Below are 15,267 nucleotides of genomic sequence, written 5' to 3' on the forward strand. Positions count from 1 at the left end.
TTCGAGTTGGCCGCGTCTGCGGTCAAGTGAAATGCGTGACAGGTTAGCGAAATCACAGTGCGTTGGTCTTCATCATGAATTGCGTCGCCGTATCGCGTCTGTGATCCAGCCCACAATATCGCGACATCCTCCGCCGCACCGCGCGGGATGCTGTGCCGCATCCGGATGCATGGCGTCCACGATCGCCGCTTGTTAAGGTTAGCTGGCCGGGCGCCGGGACGCGCCCACCTCAAATTCCTAACCCTCTCGAGTCCTGATGTCACGAAGCCCCTTGATCGCCCGCACGGTCCCCACCCTGCGACGCGCTGTCGACAATCTTCGCAAGCGAAAGGCCACGGTCGCGCTGGTTCCGACCATGGGGGCGCTCCATGACGGGCATGTGTCGCTGGTGCGCCTCGCCAAGCGGCGCGCCAGCCGCGTCGTGGTGTCGATCTTCGTCAATCCGACCCAGTTCGCCCCGACAGAGGACTTTGGTGCCTATCCGCGCACGTGGAAGTCCGACATCGCCAAGCTCGCCGCCGAGGACGTCGACATCGTCTGGCATCCCGGTGTCGAGGCCATGTACCCGGCGGGCTTTGCGACCCGCATCGTGCCGGAGGGCCCGGCACTCGCCGGCCTCGAGGACCGCTTCCGTCCGCACTTCTTCGGCGGCGTCGCCACCGTCGTCGGCAAGCTGTTCACACAATGCCGGCCGGACTTTGCCATCTTCGGCGAGAAGGACTTTCAGCAATTGCGGGTGGTCTCGCAAATGGCGCGTGATCTCGACCTCGGCGTGAAGGTGATCGGCTCCCGCACGGTGCGCGAGCGCGACGGGCTCGCGATGTCCTCGCGCAACGTCTACCTCTCACCCGAGGAGCGGCAGACCGCCGCCGTCCTCTACCGCGCCATGAAGGACAGTGCCGGCCGCATCCGCGCCGGCGAAGCGATCGCACCGTCGATGGCGCGCGGCGCCGAGACGATCAACGCGGCCGGCTTTGCCCTCGACTATTTCGAGGCCCGCCATGCCGAGACGCTGGCACAGGTCGCCTCACGCAAGGACGGTCCCTTGCGCATCCTGGTCGCGGCCAAGCTCGGCAACACCCGGCTGATCGACAATATCGCGGTGTGAACGCCGAGGTTGAGCTTGCACCATCCCTCGCCCGCATGGATGATCGGCGCGGGGAAACGAGCCGGTTGGCAGGGCATGTCATTGATCCGCACGATGATCATCAGCGGCGCGCTGGCGTTGGTTGCCACGGGCGCCGCGCAAGCGCAGCAGCGGCCGCCGATCGGCCTGTACGGGTCACCACCCGACGCCATGATCTTCTACGTCGCCCATGGCCCAGCCGATTCCTGCGGGCCGGGCTGCTCGGACTGGATTGCCGCCGAAGGGGCTGTGCAATGGGACAGCTACAAGCGGCTGATCGCGATCCTCGATCGTCAGGCCGGACGCAAGCTGCCTGTCGTGATCCATAGCTGGGGCACGTCCAATCTCAAGGTCGCGAGCAGCCTCGGCCGCATCCTGCGCGACCGCGGCTTGGACGCCACGGCTGGGACCACCGAGGTCGCAGCCTGTGCCGCGAAACCGGAGGCCGAATGCTTCACCTTGAAGCGCCCGGGCGGACCGCTTGATGCAAAATTGTCGGTGTCGGATCTGATTTGCGATTTTGCTTGCGTGCTCACACTGGCAGGCGGGGTGCATCGCAGCCTGCCGCAGGGCGTGAAAGTGGTGCTTGGAGGCCGCGGCATCCGTAACCGGCTTGCACCCAATGTCTCGACCGAGCAGCGCGAAAGCCTGACGGAGTATTTTGGCGAACAGCACCGGAAATATCTGAACGAGATGGGCATCGCGCCTGACCTCATCGACATCGTGGACGGCATCGGCGAAGGCGGGCGTCCGATCGTGATACCGCCGACCGACTGGGCGCGGCTGCACATCGTGACGCCTTCGCAGTAGCGGCTACAGCAGTCCGAGATCGCGCAGCTCGCGGCGCATCGGCTCCGGCATCGCCGCGATCGAGCCGGCGGCGGACTTGCCGAGATCGGACGGCACGGAATCGTCGGCGAGATAGCGCCAGCCCTGGAACGGGCGCATCGGCCGCGGCGACACCATGATCACCTTCGGCTGCATCACGATCCGGCAGCGTCCGATGCCGTCCTTGTCGCGGAACGGCTCGATGCCGATGATCTTTTCGCGCGCGGCGACCTCGCCCTTGATCACCCAATAGAGCGACCCGCCGGCGAGGATCTCGGCGTCGCGCTTGGGCACCATGCGGGTGACGTGGATGTGATGTTGCGGCAGACCTTTCTTCTTGGCGGTCTGCATCCGTTCGGCGATCCACCCCTTCAATTCCTTGACGGAGTCGCAGCCGACGGCAAGCTTGATCAGATGAAGTGGCATGGCCCAGCATTAGCGGGCCAGCCATCCATTTGGAATGCCGATCTATTCGTTATCCGCAGCCGCGGGAGCAGAGGACGGCGGCGGTGCGAGCGGAACCGGTGCGGCGGTCGGAGCACGTTTCGCGGCCGGCTGCTTCTTTGCTGCGGCCGGCGCTGCCGCAGGAGCTGCGGCCTGCGCCGAGGTCGCGGCCGGCGCGCGCGGAGCGGCTGCGTTGCCGGCAGGCGCCTGGCGCGTCGCCGCTGTGGGCGGCTCCGGATTCATGATGCTCACCGGCGGCGTCGACGAGGCACTCGGGAACTCGGCATTGGTCGGCTTGCCCGGCGGCATCGCGGGCGGCAGACCGGCAAGCGCGCCCGGCATCGGGATGGCCGCCGTCGCCGGCGCTGCTGCGGGCGCGTTCCAGCCCGGCGCGTAGCGCGCGACCAGTTGATCGTAGAGATGCGCATCCATGTTGGCAGCGACCTGCTGCTGATCGGTCAGCGAGCGGAAAGCGGCGCAATCGAACTGCGTGCATCCGTCGCGGGCGACCAGCACCTGCGCGACGAGGCCGTAGCGATCGTGCTCCAGCGACTTGCGCAGCACCTTGATGTCCAGCGTCAGGCTCTTCTCGGCGGTCGCGACATCGCCGAGCGCGGTCAGCCGGTCGATCCTGGCGGCGGTATAGGCAACCGCCGCAGCCGCCGTGTCGGGCGCGCCGAACAGCGCCTTTTCGCAGCCGATGGCCACGGCATCACCGGCGAGATCGTCGAGACAGGACAGCGCCGGCAGGCTTGCGGTGACCGTAGCCTGCGCGCGCGCCTCGCCAGGCGCGACCTGCCCCGCCGGTCCATAGACGCGCACGGTGGCAGCGACCGCAATGGCGATGGCAAGCAGCGTGATGACGGTCAGCGCGCCGTTGGCGACCGATCTCTCGGCGCGCAGCAGCGTGATCAGCAGGATCAGTCCGAAGAAGCCGGCAGCGGCCAGCGTCATCCACATCGGGAAGGCCGGCGAGCGCCAGATCTGGTCGAGCGAAGAGGCCCATCCCCAGTTCATGCGCGAAGTCCCCTCACGCGAGCAGAGAGCGAATGTTCAAGCGAGCACCGCGAACCGGCAACTGCCGCCGCACCTTGGTGAGGCGAAGCGGGCCTTTTGACGGCAAGCGAAGCAAATTCGTCCGCAACGTCAATGCGCGGCACGATCATCCGTCAGGATTGGGCGAGTTGGCTTTCCTTGGCGACGCGCTCGAAAGCTTCGGTCGAGCTCTTGATGCGGTATTGGCAGTCGTCGCCATCCGTCGGCAGCAGGCGGATGATCTCGTAGCTGCCGCTGGCAGCCGGACGTGCGACGTTGCTGGCCGTGAACAATACGCGCGTGCCGATGGGGAATTTATGCTTCAACGCCCTCTCCATGACTCAAACAGCGCCTGCCATGCCCAGGGTCCCACTGCGACGGCCGGCTGAAAACCCGGCTTGAGCTATAGCATGCGATGCGTCGTTTTGGCTAGCAGTATGCAGGCATGGCAAACGTCCCAATCCGGCAGCGTTTTCAGGACGATACAGGGCAATCGGCCCGCCGATGATACCACTGGAACCCGGGCATTTCAGGCGGTATGCGGCAACCGGCCGTCGGGGCTCGCGTGGTCGACGGCCTTGGGCAGTTCCTGGGCCAGGATCTGGCCGAGCTGGTCGACCGGGATGTTGTAGCGGGCGGCGAGCTGGCGGACGGTGTCGCTGCCGAGCACGGCGCGGAGCTGGTCGGCCGAGATCGGCAAATTCTGGCCGTTGCCGAGCCAGGATTTGACCTGGTCGCCGAGGCCCGCATGCTGGAGCTTTGCGACGATCGCGCTGAGGCCGCCCTGATTGTTGCTGCCGAGCACCTCGCTGAGCACGGCCGGCAGCACGGCGGCACCGAGCTGGCCGAGAGCGCTGCGCAGCGCGGGGTTATTTTCCAGCGAGTCCAGAATTCCCATGGCGTGCCCTCTCCTAAGCCGTAACTCCAGCACGATTGAGCGCCGCCATGCGGCATGCCGTCAAGCCGCGCTCAATCACAATCATGCTCACGCGTCCTCGAATCTGTCGATGACGAGCGTTTCAGCAAGTCCCTCACGGGTCCATTGCTGGAATGCCGGCAGCGCCATCATGGTCTCCATGTAGGCCTTCGTGTCCGGCGCGACGTCGATCGCATAGGTGCGCAAGCGGTGCACGACTGGCGCATACATGGCGTCCGCAGCGCCAAAGCCGCCGAACAGGAACGGCCCCTTGGCTCCGTAGCGCGCCCGGCACTCGCGCCAGATCTCCTCGATGCGCGCGACGTTGGCCTTGGCGTCCGGCGACAGCGTCACGGGGCGGATAGGCCGGTGCAGGTTCATGCCGCATTCGCTGCGCAGCGGCACGAAGCCGGAATGCATCTCGGCGCAGACCGAACGGGCATGAGCGCGGGCCGCGGCCTCGTCGGGCCACAGCTTCTTCTCTGGGTAGCACTCGGCGATGTACTCGATGATGGCGAGCGAATCCCACACGACGGTCTCGCCGTCGACCAGCACGGGCACCTTGCCGGCGCGGCTGAAGGACAGGATCTGCTCCTTGTCGGCGGGATTGTCGGTGTAGAGCGGGATCAGGGTCTCCGCGAACGGGATGTCGTTGGCGCGCAGCGCGAGCCAGGGCCGCATCGACCATGACGAATAGTTCTTGTTGCCGATGGCAAGTTTGAGAGCAGCCATGTCACGGGTCCTTCCGAAAGTCCGTCCGATGCGGCTGCTTTTAGCGCCATCACCTGCCACCAATCAATCGTTGCCGCCATGGGGCATGCGTGGCAATCGTTGCGATCCCTGAGGAGCAAGACATGAGCAGGCATTGGGTCGACATCACCGCCGTCGGCTTCTTCATCATCGAATGGCTGGTCTATGCCGTAACGCTCGAGCATTCGGCCTATGGCCGCGACAGCCTGTCTGCGCGCATGAACCGCTATCGCGAGGTCTGGGTCCGCCGCCTGCTCGACCGCGAGGCGCGCATGGTCGACATGCAGATCATGGCCTCGCTCCAGAACGGCACCGCCTTCTTCGCCTCCACCAGCCTGTTCGCGCTCGGCGGCGCGCTGGCGCTGCTGCACGCCACCAACGACGCGATCATGATCCTGAGCAAGCTGCCGATCGATCTCAGCACTTCGCCCGCGATGTGGGAGCTGAAATGCGTCGGCTTGGTGCTGATCTGCGTCTACGCCTTCTTCAAGTTCGCCTGGGCTTATCGCCTGTTCAACTATGTCGCGATCCTGTTCGGCGGCATGCCGCTCGCCTCACAGCGCGACACACCGGAGGCCGAAGCCCACGTCATCCGCACCTCGCGCGTCTTCGAATCCGCCGGCCGCCACTTCAACCGCGGCCAGCGCGCCTTCTTCTTCGCGCTCGGCTATCTCGGCTGGTTCGTCAGCCCCTGGGTGCTGTTCGTGACCACGGCAGCCGTGGTGATCGTGACATGGCGCCGGCAGTTCGCATCGAGTGCATGGGCAGCGATGGCGCCGGAGGCGATGGCGGGGGATGAGGTCAAGCGCGGTCATTGATGCGTCCGTGTCCCGGACGCGGCGCGGCACCCAGTGAGGCATCGGGAAGATCACGCCGGTGCTACTTGACATTGAGACGAGCTCTGCGCGCAAACTGACCCCATGATCAGATTTCCAATCCTCGCAGATCTGCCGAGCACACCTTTCTCCGGGGAGGACGTGGTCCGCGGCGTTGAATGCACCACGTCCGACGGCGATGGTCCCGGACGCGTTCGGGTCGAGGTCGACGGCAAGCCTGACGTTCTCGCCTTCTACGGTGCTGCTCCTGAAGGTGCACCGGCCGATCCCGTCATCTTCCTGCGCGGTGATGCCGTCGAGAAGCGCAACGACGGGGTCGTGGCCAACGAGTGGTACGTCGCAGCGACGGCCTACGACGTGCAGGCGCTGACCGAACAGCTGAGCGCAAACTTCCATCGTCCCTACGTCCACCTGGCGCGCCCGGGCATCCTGGGCTCAACCGGTCATCATCTCGACCGGCGGCGGCCGCGCGAGGTGGCGCTGGTCGATGCGGCGCTCACCCGGCTCAAGGCGCATTTCGGCTGGCGGCGCCTCAATCTGGTCGGCCAATCCGGCGGCGGCCATCTCGTGGCCGCCTTGATCGCGCGCCGCGACGACATTGGTTGCGCGGTGATCACGTCGGGCAACACCGCGGTGGCACAGCGCAACCGCGAGAACGGCTGGAGCGCCGACATCACCGGCCACAGCGACTTCCTCGATCCGATCGACCATGTCTCCGAGGTGGCGCGCCATCCCCCGCAAAAGATCATCGTGCTGACCGACCCGGACGACCAGCGCGTCTCGGCGTCGGTCCAGACCGCCTATGTCGAGGCGATGCGCGGCGTCGGCGTCACCGTGGACCATCGCCTCCTGCCGGCGTCCGGCAAGCTTCGTCACGACCTGCAATTGCCGGGAATTTTGGCCGCCTTCACCTGGCTTGCGAACCACAGTGCGTAGGATGAGTAGAGCAAGTGCTCTACCCATCCTACGCACTGCGCTCCATCCGGGCGACGACCCTACCCGCCGAAATCCCTTGGGCTGAACGGAAGGTCCAGCACCTTCCATTCCTCGTACTTGTCCACCGGCAGCATCTTGTAGGGTTGGCAGGCCTGGAGCGCACTCATCGCGGACTTTACGATGGCCACGCCCTTCGCAGACGGCGGGGCTTCGATCAGGATCGGCTCGCGCGCCAGCGTGCCGTCGGTGGCGAGCACCGCGCGCAGCTTGATGCGCACGGCATCGGTCGGCGCAACACCAGGCGGCAATTTCGAACAGCTTCGCAAGTGCCGGCGAAGCTCGGCGACGACCTCAGGCGGCAGCTTGGCTGCGATCGAATCCTTGGCGTCGCCGCCGTCATCCTTCGGCGCGTCTTTCGGCTCGGGCGGCAATTCCGGCGGCAGGCCCAGCATGACGCCGTATTTGACGGTGACGTCGGGTTCAGGGGCCTGATAGACCGGAGGAGCCGCCTGCGGCTCCGGCGGCGCTGGTGACGACTGCGGCGCGGGCTGAGCCTGCGACTGCGGCTGTTGGGGCGGCAATTGCGATGGCTGCGGCTGGGGCTGCGAAGGCTGCGATTGCTGAGCCTGCGATTGCTGAGCCTGCGCGGTGGCCTCGCGCTGCTTCGGCGCTTGTGAGGGTTGCGGCTGCGGCTGTTTCTGCTGCGCCGGCTGCTGCGGTTCGGGCGAGGACTTCTGCTGCGATGATTGCGGCGAGGCCTGAGGCTTGGCGCCCGGCTTCGGCGCGGCCTCCGCCTTGTCCTTGTCGGTGACATCCAGCTTCGGCAGCCGCAGCTCAGGGGTCGGGGTTGGCGTCGGCTCCGGCGTCTTCTCCTTGGCGGCCTCCTCCGCCTTCGTCTCCTGCTCCTTCACCTGCTCCGGCGTGACGATGTCGACCGCAACAGTCTCCGGGGGCGCGGCGTGGAACGGATGGACCTCGCTGATCACGATGATCAGCGCCACCAGCGTCAGATGCGCGATCGCCGACGCTGCAATGTCCGTCCGTATGATCTTCCGCAGTTCCATTGCCCGATCTTGGGTTGCCGCCCTGCTCCTAGCATACCGCGGTCCCCCCTCAATCCCATTTCGGCGCGAAGCCGAAATCGGTCAGGCGCCCCTTGGGATTGGCCAGAGCGGCGATGCGGGCCATCTCGTCGTCCGCCAGCTCGAAATCGAAGATCTCGATGTTTTCCGAGAGGCGCTCGACGCGCGAGGTGCGCGGGATCGCAGCAACATTCTGTTGCACGAGCCAGCGCAGGCAGATTTGTGCCGGCGTCTTGTGATGGGTTCGCCCGATCTCGGCGAGCGTCTGGTCGGTCTTGATCCGGCCCTTGGCAATGGGACTGTAGGCGACCAGCGCGATGCCGTGCTGGGCGCAGGCCGCCCTCACCTTCGTCTGGTCGAGATAAGGATGATATTCGACCTGGTTGCAGGCCAGCGGCTCCGGCGACAGCGCCACCGCCTGCTCGATCAACGCCACCGTGAAGTTGGAGACGCCGATGTGGCGGGTCAGGCCCATGCGCTTGGCATGCGACAGCGCGCCCAGCGTTTCCTCCAGCGGCACGTGCGAATTGGGCCAGTGCAGCAGCAGGAGGTCGACGGAAGGAAGCCGCATGCGCGCCAGGCTCTCCTTGACCGAGCGCTCGAGGTCGTGGGGCGCGAAATGGTTGGTCCAGACTTTTGTCGTCAGGAAGATATCGTCACGGCGCACGCCGGAGGAGCGCAAGCCATCGCCGACCTCGCGCTCATTGTCGTAGACCTGCGCGGTGTCGATGTGGCGATAGCCGAGCCGCAGCGCCTGCTCGACCACCCGGGCGCAGGTGCGCCCGCTCAGCTCCCAGGTCCCGAGCCCGATCGCCGGGATCCTTGCACCATTGGCCTCGACGAACAGCATGAGGAATCCCCTCTGTTGCGGCAGCCCTCGCGCCCATTATGGACCTTGCCCGTGATACTGCCAACGCAAGCCGCCGGCTGCGAGGCCGGATATTGGGGGCAATGCTAACGGCAGGTTCGCGCGAGACCTTGACGTCAGACCCTGACGTCAAGCTTTGGCGAGCGCCTGGAACACCATATCGGGCGCATGCGCGATCACCGCGAGCAGTGCGCGGGCCGGTCCACGCGGGGCGCGCTTGCCCTGCTCCCAGTTGCGGATGGTCTCGACGGGGACGCCGAGTTTTGCGGCGAACTCCATCTGGGTCAGGCAGGCGCGGCGGCGCAAATCGCGCACCGCGTGAGAGCTGGTATCGGCGGGCGCTGCGTTGGCCGCAGGCTGGATTGGAAACGGCTGGACCGGAAACTCTTGCCCGTCCCGCAACTCAACGATCCGTCCGTCCGCCTTCAGCCGCACACGCATGCTCATTCCCCCAAGCGCGGACGATGATGCGGCAGGTCGCTTAAGTTCGGATTAAAGATAGTTGCCCGTAGCCCTCCCCTTACCTCAACCCGAACCAGAGCGTCGCGATGCCGAGGAACGAGAAGAAGCCGACCACATCTGTCACCGTGGTGACGAACGTGCCGGACGCCACCGCCGGATCGGCCCTGACGCGTTCGAGCGCCATCGGGATCAAAATGCCGCCGAGCGCGCCGGCGAAGAGGTTCACGATGATCGCGAGCCCGATCACGATACCGAGGCCCGGGATCCTGAACCAGGCGACCGCGGCGATGCCGGTGATGACGGCAAAGGCGAGCCCGTTGACGAGGCCGACCGTGGCCTCGCGCATCACCACGCGCCAGGCGTTGGAGGAGCCGAGTTCGCGCGTCGCCAGCGCCCGCACCGCCACCGTCATGGTCTGGGTCGCGGCATTGCCGCCCTGGCTCGCGACGATCGGCGCCAGCACGGCGAGCGCCACCATCTTTTCGAGCTGGCCCTCGAACAGGCCGAGCACGGAGGACGCCAGGAAGGCGGTGGCGAGATTGACCAGCAGCCAGTTGAACCGCGCGCGCGCAATCGTGAACACGGTGTCGGAGAGTTCTTCGTCGCTGTTGACGCCGCCCAGCGCCTTGAGGTCCTCGTCCGCCTCCTCCTCGATGACGTCGACGACGTCGTCGACAGTGATGACCCCGACCAGACGATCCTGGGTGTCGAGCACCGGAGCTGCGACGAGATTGTACTTGCCGAACATGCGCGCCACCTCCTCCTGGTCCTCCAGGACGGAGACGCGGCGGCGATCCTCGTCGGTCAGCTCGGCAAGCGCCACCGGGCGGCGGGCGCGGAGCAGGACGTCGAGCGAGACCGCGCCATGCCAGTGCTGCTCCTTGTCGACGACATAGATCTCGTAGAAGCGTTCGGGCAGATCCGGCGTCTCGCGCATGTAGTCGATCGCCTGCCCCACAGTGAAATCCTGCGGCACCGCGATGAACTCGGTCTGCATCCGGCGGCCGGCGGAATTTTCCGGATACAGCAGGCTGCGCTCGAGCGCGACGCGCTCCTTCCAGGGCAGCTTCTCGAGGATCTCCTCCTGCTCCGCCTCGTCGAGGGTTTCCAGCAGCTCGACCGCGTCGTCGGATTCGAGCTCGCGGACACCTTCCGCAACCGTCTCCGGCGGCAATTCCTCGAGGATGTCGTCGCGGACGGTCTCGTCGACTTCGTTCAGTGCGGAGAAGTCGAAGTCACGCCCTGTCAGCTCGACCAGGCGGACGCGGTCATCGGGTTCAAGGGCTACGATCAGATCGCCGAGATCGGCCTCGTGCAGCTCGGCGACACAGGCCCGCAGCGCGGCGCTGTCGCCGGCCTCGATCGCATGGGCAATTTCCGCGACGAATTCGTGCCGGATATCACCGTCTTCATTGCGCATCGGCACGTGGTCGAGTACCGAATCCGCAGCGGATGGGGCACCGTCCATATGTTCATCCATGGTGCGCCTCGCCGTTTGACAGGTTGGAACGAGTGGTCTGAGCTGATGGTTCAGGCAATACCCACAAGGCAACTCTGAGCGCAATGGCAAAGATGCTTCGGCGGAAATGGACCTCGATGTCGCTGGCTGCGGTCCTCGCGGCCCTCACCGGCATCGCCTCGACGGATGCTGCCGAGTGCCCGCGCAAGGACGCGCTCGGCACCTCGCGCATTCTGAGCGTCGATGCCAAGACCACGCCGCGCGTGGGCCTGAAGAGCTTTCCGCAGACGCTGGCGCTGGCCGATCACGAGGTCGTGCTGACGTTCGACGACGGCCCGCATCCGCCGACGACGTCGAAGGTGCTGGCGGCGCTGGCGCAGGAATGCGTGCGCGCGACCTTCTTCCTGATCGGCCTGCACGCCTCCGAACATCCCGACATGGTCAAGCGCATCGCGCGCGCGGGCCACACCATCGGCCACCACACCTGGTCGCATCCGTTCATGGCGCGGATCCCTTTCGACAAGGCGAAGAGCGAGATCGATCGCGGCATTGCGGCCGACGAAATGGCGCTGCACGGGACGTCGACGACGACACCCTCGACGCCGTTTTTCCGCTTCCCCTATTTCGAGGCGACCCAGGCCGAGCTCGACCTGCTCCAGTCGCGCGGCATCGTCGTGTTCGGGGCCGACCTGTGGGCCAGCGACTGGAACGAGATGACGCCGGAGCAGGAATTGAAGCTCGTCACCGAGCGCCTCGCCGCCGCCGGCAAGGGCATCATCCTCTTCCACGACCCCAAGGCGCGCACCGCCGCGATCATGCCGGCCTTCCTGCGCTATCTGAGGGAGAACGGTTTTCGTGTCGTTCACGTGGTCCCGGCAGGCACATCACAGAAAAACGCCGATACGCGCTGATGCCGGAATGTCACGCTGGCGCAAAATGGGGTGATTTGAGCCCTATTAATAGTCTGTTCATGATACGCCATGCAAAGATCGAGGGGTGTTGCGCCTGAACCGTTTCGGTGCGTCTCCGACCTACTATGGCGGCAATCGCGTATGAGGGCAGACGAGGTTGATGATCGGAAGTAGCGTTGTTTTTCGGACGCGATCGTGGATCGTCCTCTGTCTCGGATTGCTGACCCTCGGCACACCGGCGGCCTTCGCGGCTGACTGTCCTGGCCATCCGGACGCGCTCGGCACTTCCCGCACCCTCGTGGTCGATCCGCGCGAGCATCCGCGCATCGGTACCATGCAGTATCGCGAAACGCTGCCGCTTAGGGATCATGAGGTCGTGCTGACCTTCGACGACGGTCCGCTCCCGAAATATTCGAACCAGATCCTCAAGATGCTCGATGACGAGTGCATCAAGGCGACCTTCTTCATCATCGGCGGCCAGGCCAAGGCCAACCCGGAAGGCGTGCGCAAGCTGGTAGCGGCGGGCCACACCGTCGGCACCCACAGCATGAACCATCCGCTGACGTTCGATCGGATGCCGATCGAAAAATACGAGCCCGAGATCAACGGCGGCATCCAGTGGACCTCGGCCGCAATGACCGATCCGGCCAAGCAGCTCGCGCCGTTCTTTCGCATTCCCGGGCTGATGCGCGCCGAGGGTGTCGAGAACTATTTGATCTCGCGCGGCATCCAGGTCTGGAGCGCCGACTTCCCCGCCGACGACTGGCGCCATGTGTCGCCCGACCGCGTCTACCAGCTTGCGATCCAGCGGCTGGAGGCCAAGGGCAAGGGCATTTTGCTGCTGCACGACATCCAGCCGCGCACCGTGGCGGCGCTGCCAAAAATCATCCGCGACCTCAAGGCGCGCGGCTATCGCATCGTCCATGTGGTGCCGGCGACCGCCGATCTGCCGGCGACGCCGACCGCGGCTGTGGAATGGCTGCTGCATCCGCCGACCGAGACGACGCCGATCGCGCGCTGGCCGGCGGTCCCGAACTTCGTGTTCGCGCAGAGCACGATGCTTCCGGCACCCGCGCTTGCCGATCTCAATGCGCAGACCGAGCATCAGCCGGTGCTGCCGCGCCGGACCAGGGCGCAGTTGGATGTCGCATCCACCCTGCCCGTCCCCGGCCACGATCTCTTTGCGATCCCGGAAGGCTCGATCGAGGTGCTGCTGTCCACGACCCTGTCGCGGCGCGCCGCGACGCGGCTGGCGATGGCGGCCGAGACGCCGCGCGCGGCCAAGGGCAAGTCTGGAAGCATCAAAGCCGGCAAATCACGCGCCTCCCGGACCGCACACGCTGCACACGGCACGCCGAAACATGCCGGGCAGGCCAAGGGGACGACGCCCCGCCCGACCCGCGTCGCGACCAGCGTGAAGAAGCGCGCTTAAGCCGTCACTGCCGCATGATGGCGGCAACGCAGAGCAGCACGATCAGCGCCAGGAAGAACAGGTCCATATAGGATTTGAGCTCGCCGTCGCGGCGCAGCCGGGCCACGTCGGCCACGACCTGCTTGCGCGCGCTGGTCCCGCCCGAGCCGTCGTTGATCGGGCCCTGCAAGCGCTTCGTCTCGGCCTCCAGCCTCTCGATCTTCTGGTAGAAGTAGAATGCGCGCAGCGTCGAGGCCGCACGCATGCCGGAATAGACCAGCACCAGGATCGCGATGATCGCCCGGTTCTGGTACTTCTCCATGAAGTTCATGCTGAAATAGACCATCGCCATGAATGCGAAATTGGTCACGAAGCGGTAGACGAAGCTAAGAAAGACCATGCTGGCTCCAGCCTTGAGCGGTACGCCTTGGGCGGTACGACCGTTTGGCTTCCGAGAGTTCGGGGATACGGATCACGGGCCGGAACAGCCGACCTGAACGCCGCGCGAGGCCCGTCTACGCCAACTTTGTTTCAACAAAGATACGATCGTCCGCGCAATTGCCGCCTTTTAGCCACGCGCGGCCATAATGCAAGCCGGCCCACACAAGCCGGCCTGTTCCACGCCGGAGCGCCACGGCTCAATGGAGATTTGGCGGAAGTCGCGATAGACTATCGGGTGCCGCCACATCTGGGGTCTGCCGATGCCGAAGAAGGGAATCACGGGCCACGACGACTGGGTTCTCACCGAAGCCCTCGCGACCGCGCTGGTCGCACTGGAGCAGCTTGAACCCAAGCACCGGCCGAACGCGCATATGGACGACATCCGCAAGATGCTGGCGAACGGCAAAGAGCCGGCGGCGGTGAGCCTGCATTTGGCCCAGGCCAAATGCCGCCTGTTTCCGGATGTCGATCCGCTGGAAATCTACCGGGAATACGGCATCGGCGAGGAGTATGGCTGAGGGGGCCCCTAGTTTCCCGACGCCTTGAGCAGCGGGCACTCGCTTTGGCTCAGGGGAAGATAAGCGTCTTCGGCGGGTATCTTCTCGACGACCTTGTAGTAGTCCCAGGGGGGGTTGACATCCGCGGGCTGCTTGACCTCGACCAGATAGAAATCGTGCACGAGCTTGTTGTCGGCGCGCAGCCGCGCGCCCCGCGCGTAGAAGTCGTCCACGGGCATTGCGCGCATCTTCTCCAGCACGGCGCCCGTCTCGTCCGTTCCGGCTGCAACCGCCGCTCTCAGATATTGCAGCACCGCGGAGTAGACGGCGGCCTGCGGTGCGGTCGGCATCGCCTTGTGCAGCTTGAAAAACCGCTCGGCGAAGGCGCGCGTTTCCTCGTTCAGATTCCAGTACCAGGCTGTGACGGTGGTCAGCCCCTTGGCGGTTTCGACGCCCATCGCGTGGACGTCGGTCAGGAACATCAGCTCGGCGACCGGCCTCTGCGGCCCCGCATTCATGCCGAACTCGTTCCACTGCTTCATCGAGGTCACGAGCTGCTCGCCGGCATTGGCGAAAGCGACGACCTTGGCCTTCGAGGCCTGGGCCTGCAGCAGGAACGAGCTGTAGTCGGCGTTTCCGAGCGGGTGAAACACCGTACCAAGCGACTTGGCGCCGGTTTCCGACAACACCCGCTGCGACACCTCCACCATGTTACGTCCGAACGCATAATCGGCCGCGATGAAGAACCAGCTGTCGTAGCCTTGCGACACCAGCCTGCGAACCGATCCAGCGACCAGGTTGTAGTTGTCGTGCAGCCACATCAGGCCGGTGCGCGAACATTGCTTGCCGCCGATATCGGTGGTCCCGACGGCCGAGTAGATCACGATCCTGTTCTTGTCGCGCGCGATCGACTGGATCGCGAGGGCCACCGCCGAGTTTCCGACATCGGCCACCATGTCGACGCCATCCACGTCGAACCATTTGCGGACAATTTGCGCGCCGATATCCGGCTTGTTCTGATGGTCGGCGACGACGATCTCGACCTTCAGCCCCGGCGTGGCCTTCTGGAAATCCTCGATGGCCAATTTCGCTGCGACGACGGAGCCTGGTCCGGCCAGGTCGGACAATGGTCCGGCCTGATCATTGATGATGCCGATCCTGACCATTCCGCCGGAGAAGTCGGCGGCGGCACTCTGCGCGACCGGCCCCAGCGTCAGGATGACGCCGAAGCTCAACCGCCAAAGCCGCCTCTGCCACGACCGCAA

Annotated in this window: 18 protein-coding genes; 7 read left to right on the forward strand and 11 right to left on the reverse strand. The window is 65.5% G+C overall.

What is annotated here, in order from left to right:
- Positions 1–256 precede the first annotated feature (256 nt).
- A complete protein-coding gene (gene panC, locus BMW89_RS26185) occupies positions 257–1,108 on the forward strand; it encodes a pantoate--beta-alanine ligase (RefSeq protein ID WP_092030254.1) in 852 nt (283 codons plus the stop codon).
- Positions 1,109–1,183: 75 nt separating this feature from the next.
- The gene (locus tag BMW89_RS26190) at positions 1,184–1,936 is read left to right on the forward strand and encodes a hypothetical protein (protein WP_092030512.1); all 753 of its coding nucleotides are present in this window, start codon (positions 1,184–1,186) and stop codon (positions 1,934–1,936) included.
- A 3-nt stretch (positions 1,937–1,939) separates the two neighbouring features.
- Here BMW89_RS26190 and BMW89_RS26195 read toward each other — a convergent pair whose 3' ends face one another.
- From BMW89_RS26195 to BMW89_RS26215, 5 genes are all read right to left on the reverse strand, one after another.
- The gene (locus BMW89_RS26195; protein WP_092030256.1) at positions 1,940–2,380 is read right to left on the reverse strand and encodes a DUF1489 family protein; all 441 of its coding nucleotides are present in this window, start codon (positions 2,378–2,380) and stop codon (positions 1,940–1,942) included.
- Positions 2,381–2,422: 42 nt separating this feature from the next.
- Positions 2,423–3,415, reverse strand: coding sequence for a hypothetical protein (locus BMW89_RS26200; RefSeq protein ID WP_092030258.1), 993 nt, complete (start codon positions 3,413–3,415; stop codon positions 2,423–2,425).
- A 152-nt stretch (positions 3,416–3,567) separates the two neighbouring features.
- Positions 3,568–3,771, reverse strand: a complete 204-nt coding sequence (locus tag BMW89_RS26205) for a hypothetical protein (protein ID WP_092030261.1) — start codon at positions 3,769–3,771, stop codon at positions 3,568–3,570.
- A 191-nt stretch (positions 3,772–3,962) separates the two neighbouring features.
- The gene (locus BMW89_RS26210; RefSeq protein ID WP_092030263.1) at positions 3,963–4,331 is read right to left on the reverse strand and encodes a YidB family protein; all 369 of its coding nucleotides are present in this window, start codon (positions 4,329–4,331) and stop codon (positions 3,963–3,965) included.
- An 87-nt stretch (positions 4,332–4,418) separates the two neighbouring features.
- Positions 4,419–5,081 (reverse strand): glutathione S-transferase family protein, encoded by a 663-nt coding sequence (locus BMW89_RS26215; RefSeq protein WP_092030266.1) that lies wholly within the window; start codon positions 5,079–5,081, stop codon positions 4,419–4,421.
- 122 nt (positions 5,082–5,203) lie between these two features.
- Between BMW89_RS26215 and BMW89_RS26220 the strand changes: the two genes are divergently transcribed.
- Both BMW89_RS26220 and BMW89_RS26225 read left to right on the forward strand, forming a co-directional pair.
- On the forward strand, positions 5,204–5,917 hold the full coding sequence (locus BMW89_RS26220; RefSeq protein ID WP_092030268.1) for a DUF599 domain-containing protein: 714 nt from the start codon (positions 5,204–5,206) through the stop codon (positions 5,915–5,917).
- A gap of 102 nt (positions 5,918–6,019) precedes the next feature.
- Positions 6,020–6,871, forward strand: a complete 852-nt coding sequence (locus tag BMW89_RS26225; RefSeq protein WP_092030271.1) for an alpha/beta hydrolase family protein — start codon at positions 6,020–6,022, stop codon at positions 6,869–6,871.
- 59 nt (positions 6,872–6,930) lie between these two features.
- Here the strand turns inward: BMW89_RS26225 and tolA are convergent, their stop codons facing one another.
- From tolA to mgtE, 4 genes are all read right to left on the reverse strand, one after another.
- Positions 6,931–7,935 carry a cell envelope integrity protein TolA gene (tolA, locus tag BMW89_RS26230; RefSeq protein ID WP_092030273.1) on the reverse strand — a complete coding sequence of 335 codons (1,005 nt, stop codon included), beginning with the start codon at positions 7,933–7,935 and terminating at the stop codon, positions 6,931–6,933.
- Positions 7,936–7,984: 49 nt separating this feature from the next.
- The gene (locus BMW89_RS26235) at positions 7,985–8,803 is read right to left on the reverse strand and encodes an aldo/keto reductase (RefSeq protein ID WP_092030276.1); all 819 of its coding nucleotides are present in this window, start codon (positions 8,801–8,803) and stop codon (positions 7,985–7,987) included.
- Positions 8,804–8,950: 147 nt separating this feature from the next.
- The gene (locus tag BMW89_RS26240; RefSeq protein ID WP_092030278.1) at positions 8,951–9,268 is read right to left on the reverse strand and encodes a helix-turn-helix domain-containing protein; all 318 of its coding nucleotides are present in this window, start codon (positions 9,266–9,268) and stop codon (positions 8,951–8,953) included.
- Between the two features lie 73 nt (positions 9,269–9,341).
- Positions 9,342–10,763, reverse strand: a complete 1,422-nt coding sequence (gene mgtE / locus BMW89_RS26245) for a magnesium transporter (protein ID WP_092030280.1) — start codon at positions 10,761–10,763, stop codon at positions 9,342–9,344.
- Between the two features lie 116 nt (positions 10,764–10,879).
- On the opposite strand from mgtE, the gene BMW89_RS26250 reads away from it, so the two are divergent.
- Together BMW89_RS26250 and BMW89_RS26255 are read left to right on the forward strand one after the other, a co-directional pair.
- Positions 10,880–11,653, forward strand: a complete 774-nt coding sequence (locus BMW89_RS26250) for a polysaccharide deacetylase family protein (protein ID WP_177196330.1) — start codon at positions 10,880–10,882, stop codon at positions 11,651–11,653.
- A gap of 160 nt (positions 11,654–11,813) precedes the next feature.
- Positions 11,814–13,085, forward strand: coding sequence for a polysaccharide deacetylase family protein (locus BMW89_RS26255; protein ID WP_092030287.1), 1,272 nt, complete (start codon positions 11,814–11,816; stop codon positions 13,083–13,085).
- Positions 13,086–13,089: 4 nt separating this feature from the next.
- On the opposite strand, the gene BMW89_RS26260 is transcribed toward BMW89_RS26255, so the two are convergent.
- Entirely contained in the window at positions 13,090–13,464 is a 375-nt protein-coding gene (locus BMW89_RS26260) for a hypothetical protein (protein WP_092030290.1), read from the reverse strand.
- A gap of 301 nt (positions 13,465–13,765) precedes the next feature.
- On the opposite strand from BMW89_RS26260, the gene BMW89_RS38060 reads away from it, so the two are divergent.
- Complete coding sequence (locus BMW89_RS38060) at positions 13,766–14,023, forward strand: hypothetical protein (protein ID WP_177196316.1); 258 nt, start codon at positions 13,766–13,768, stop codon at positions 14,021–14,023.
- 8 nt (positions 14,024–14,031) lie between these two features.
- Here the strand turns inward: BMW89_RS38060 and BMW89_RS26270 are convergent, their stop codons facing one another.
- Complete coding sequence (locus BMW89_RS26270; RefSeq protein ID WP_244547689.1) at positions 14,032–15,237, reverse strand: ABC transporter substrate-binding protein; 1,206 nt, start codon at positions 15,235–15,237, stop codon at positions 14,032–14,034.
- Positions 15,238–15,267 lie beyond the last annotated feature (30 nt).

Source organism: Bradyrhizobium sp. OK095 (assembly GCF_900109945.1).
In the GTDB taxonomy this organism is placed as follows: Bacteria; Pseudomonadota; Alphaproteobacteria; order Rhizobiales; family Xanthobacteraceae; genus Bradyrhizobium.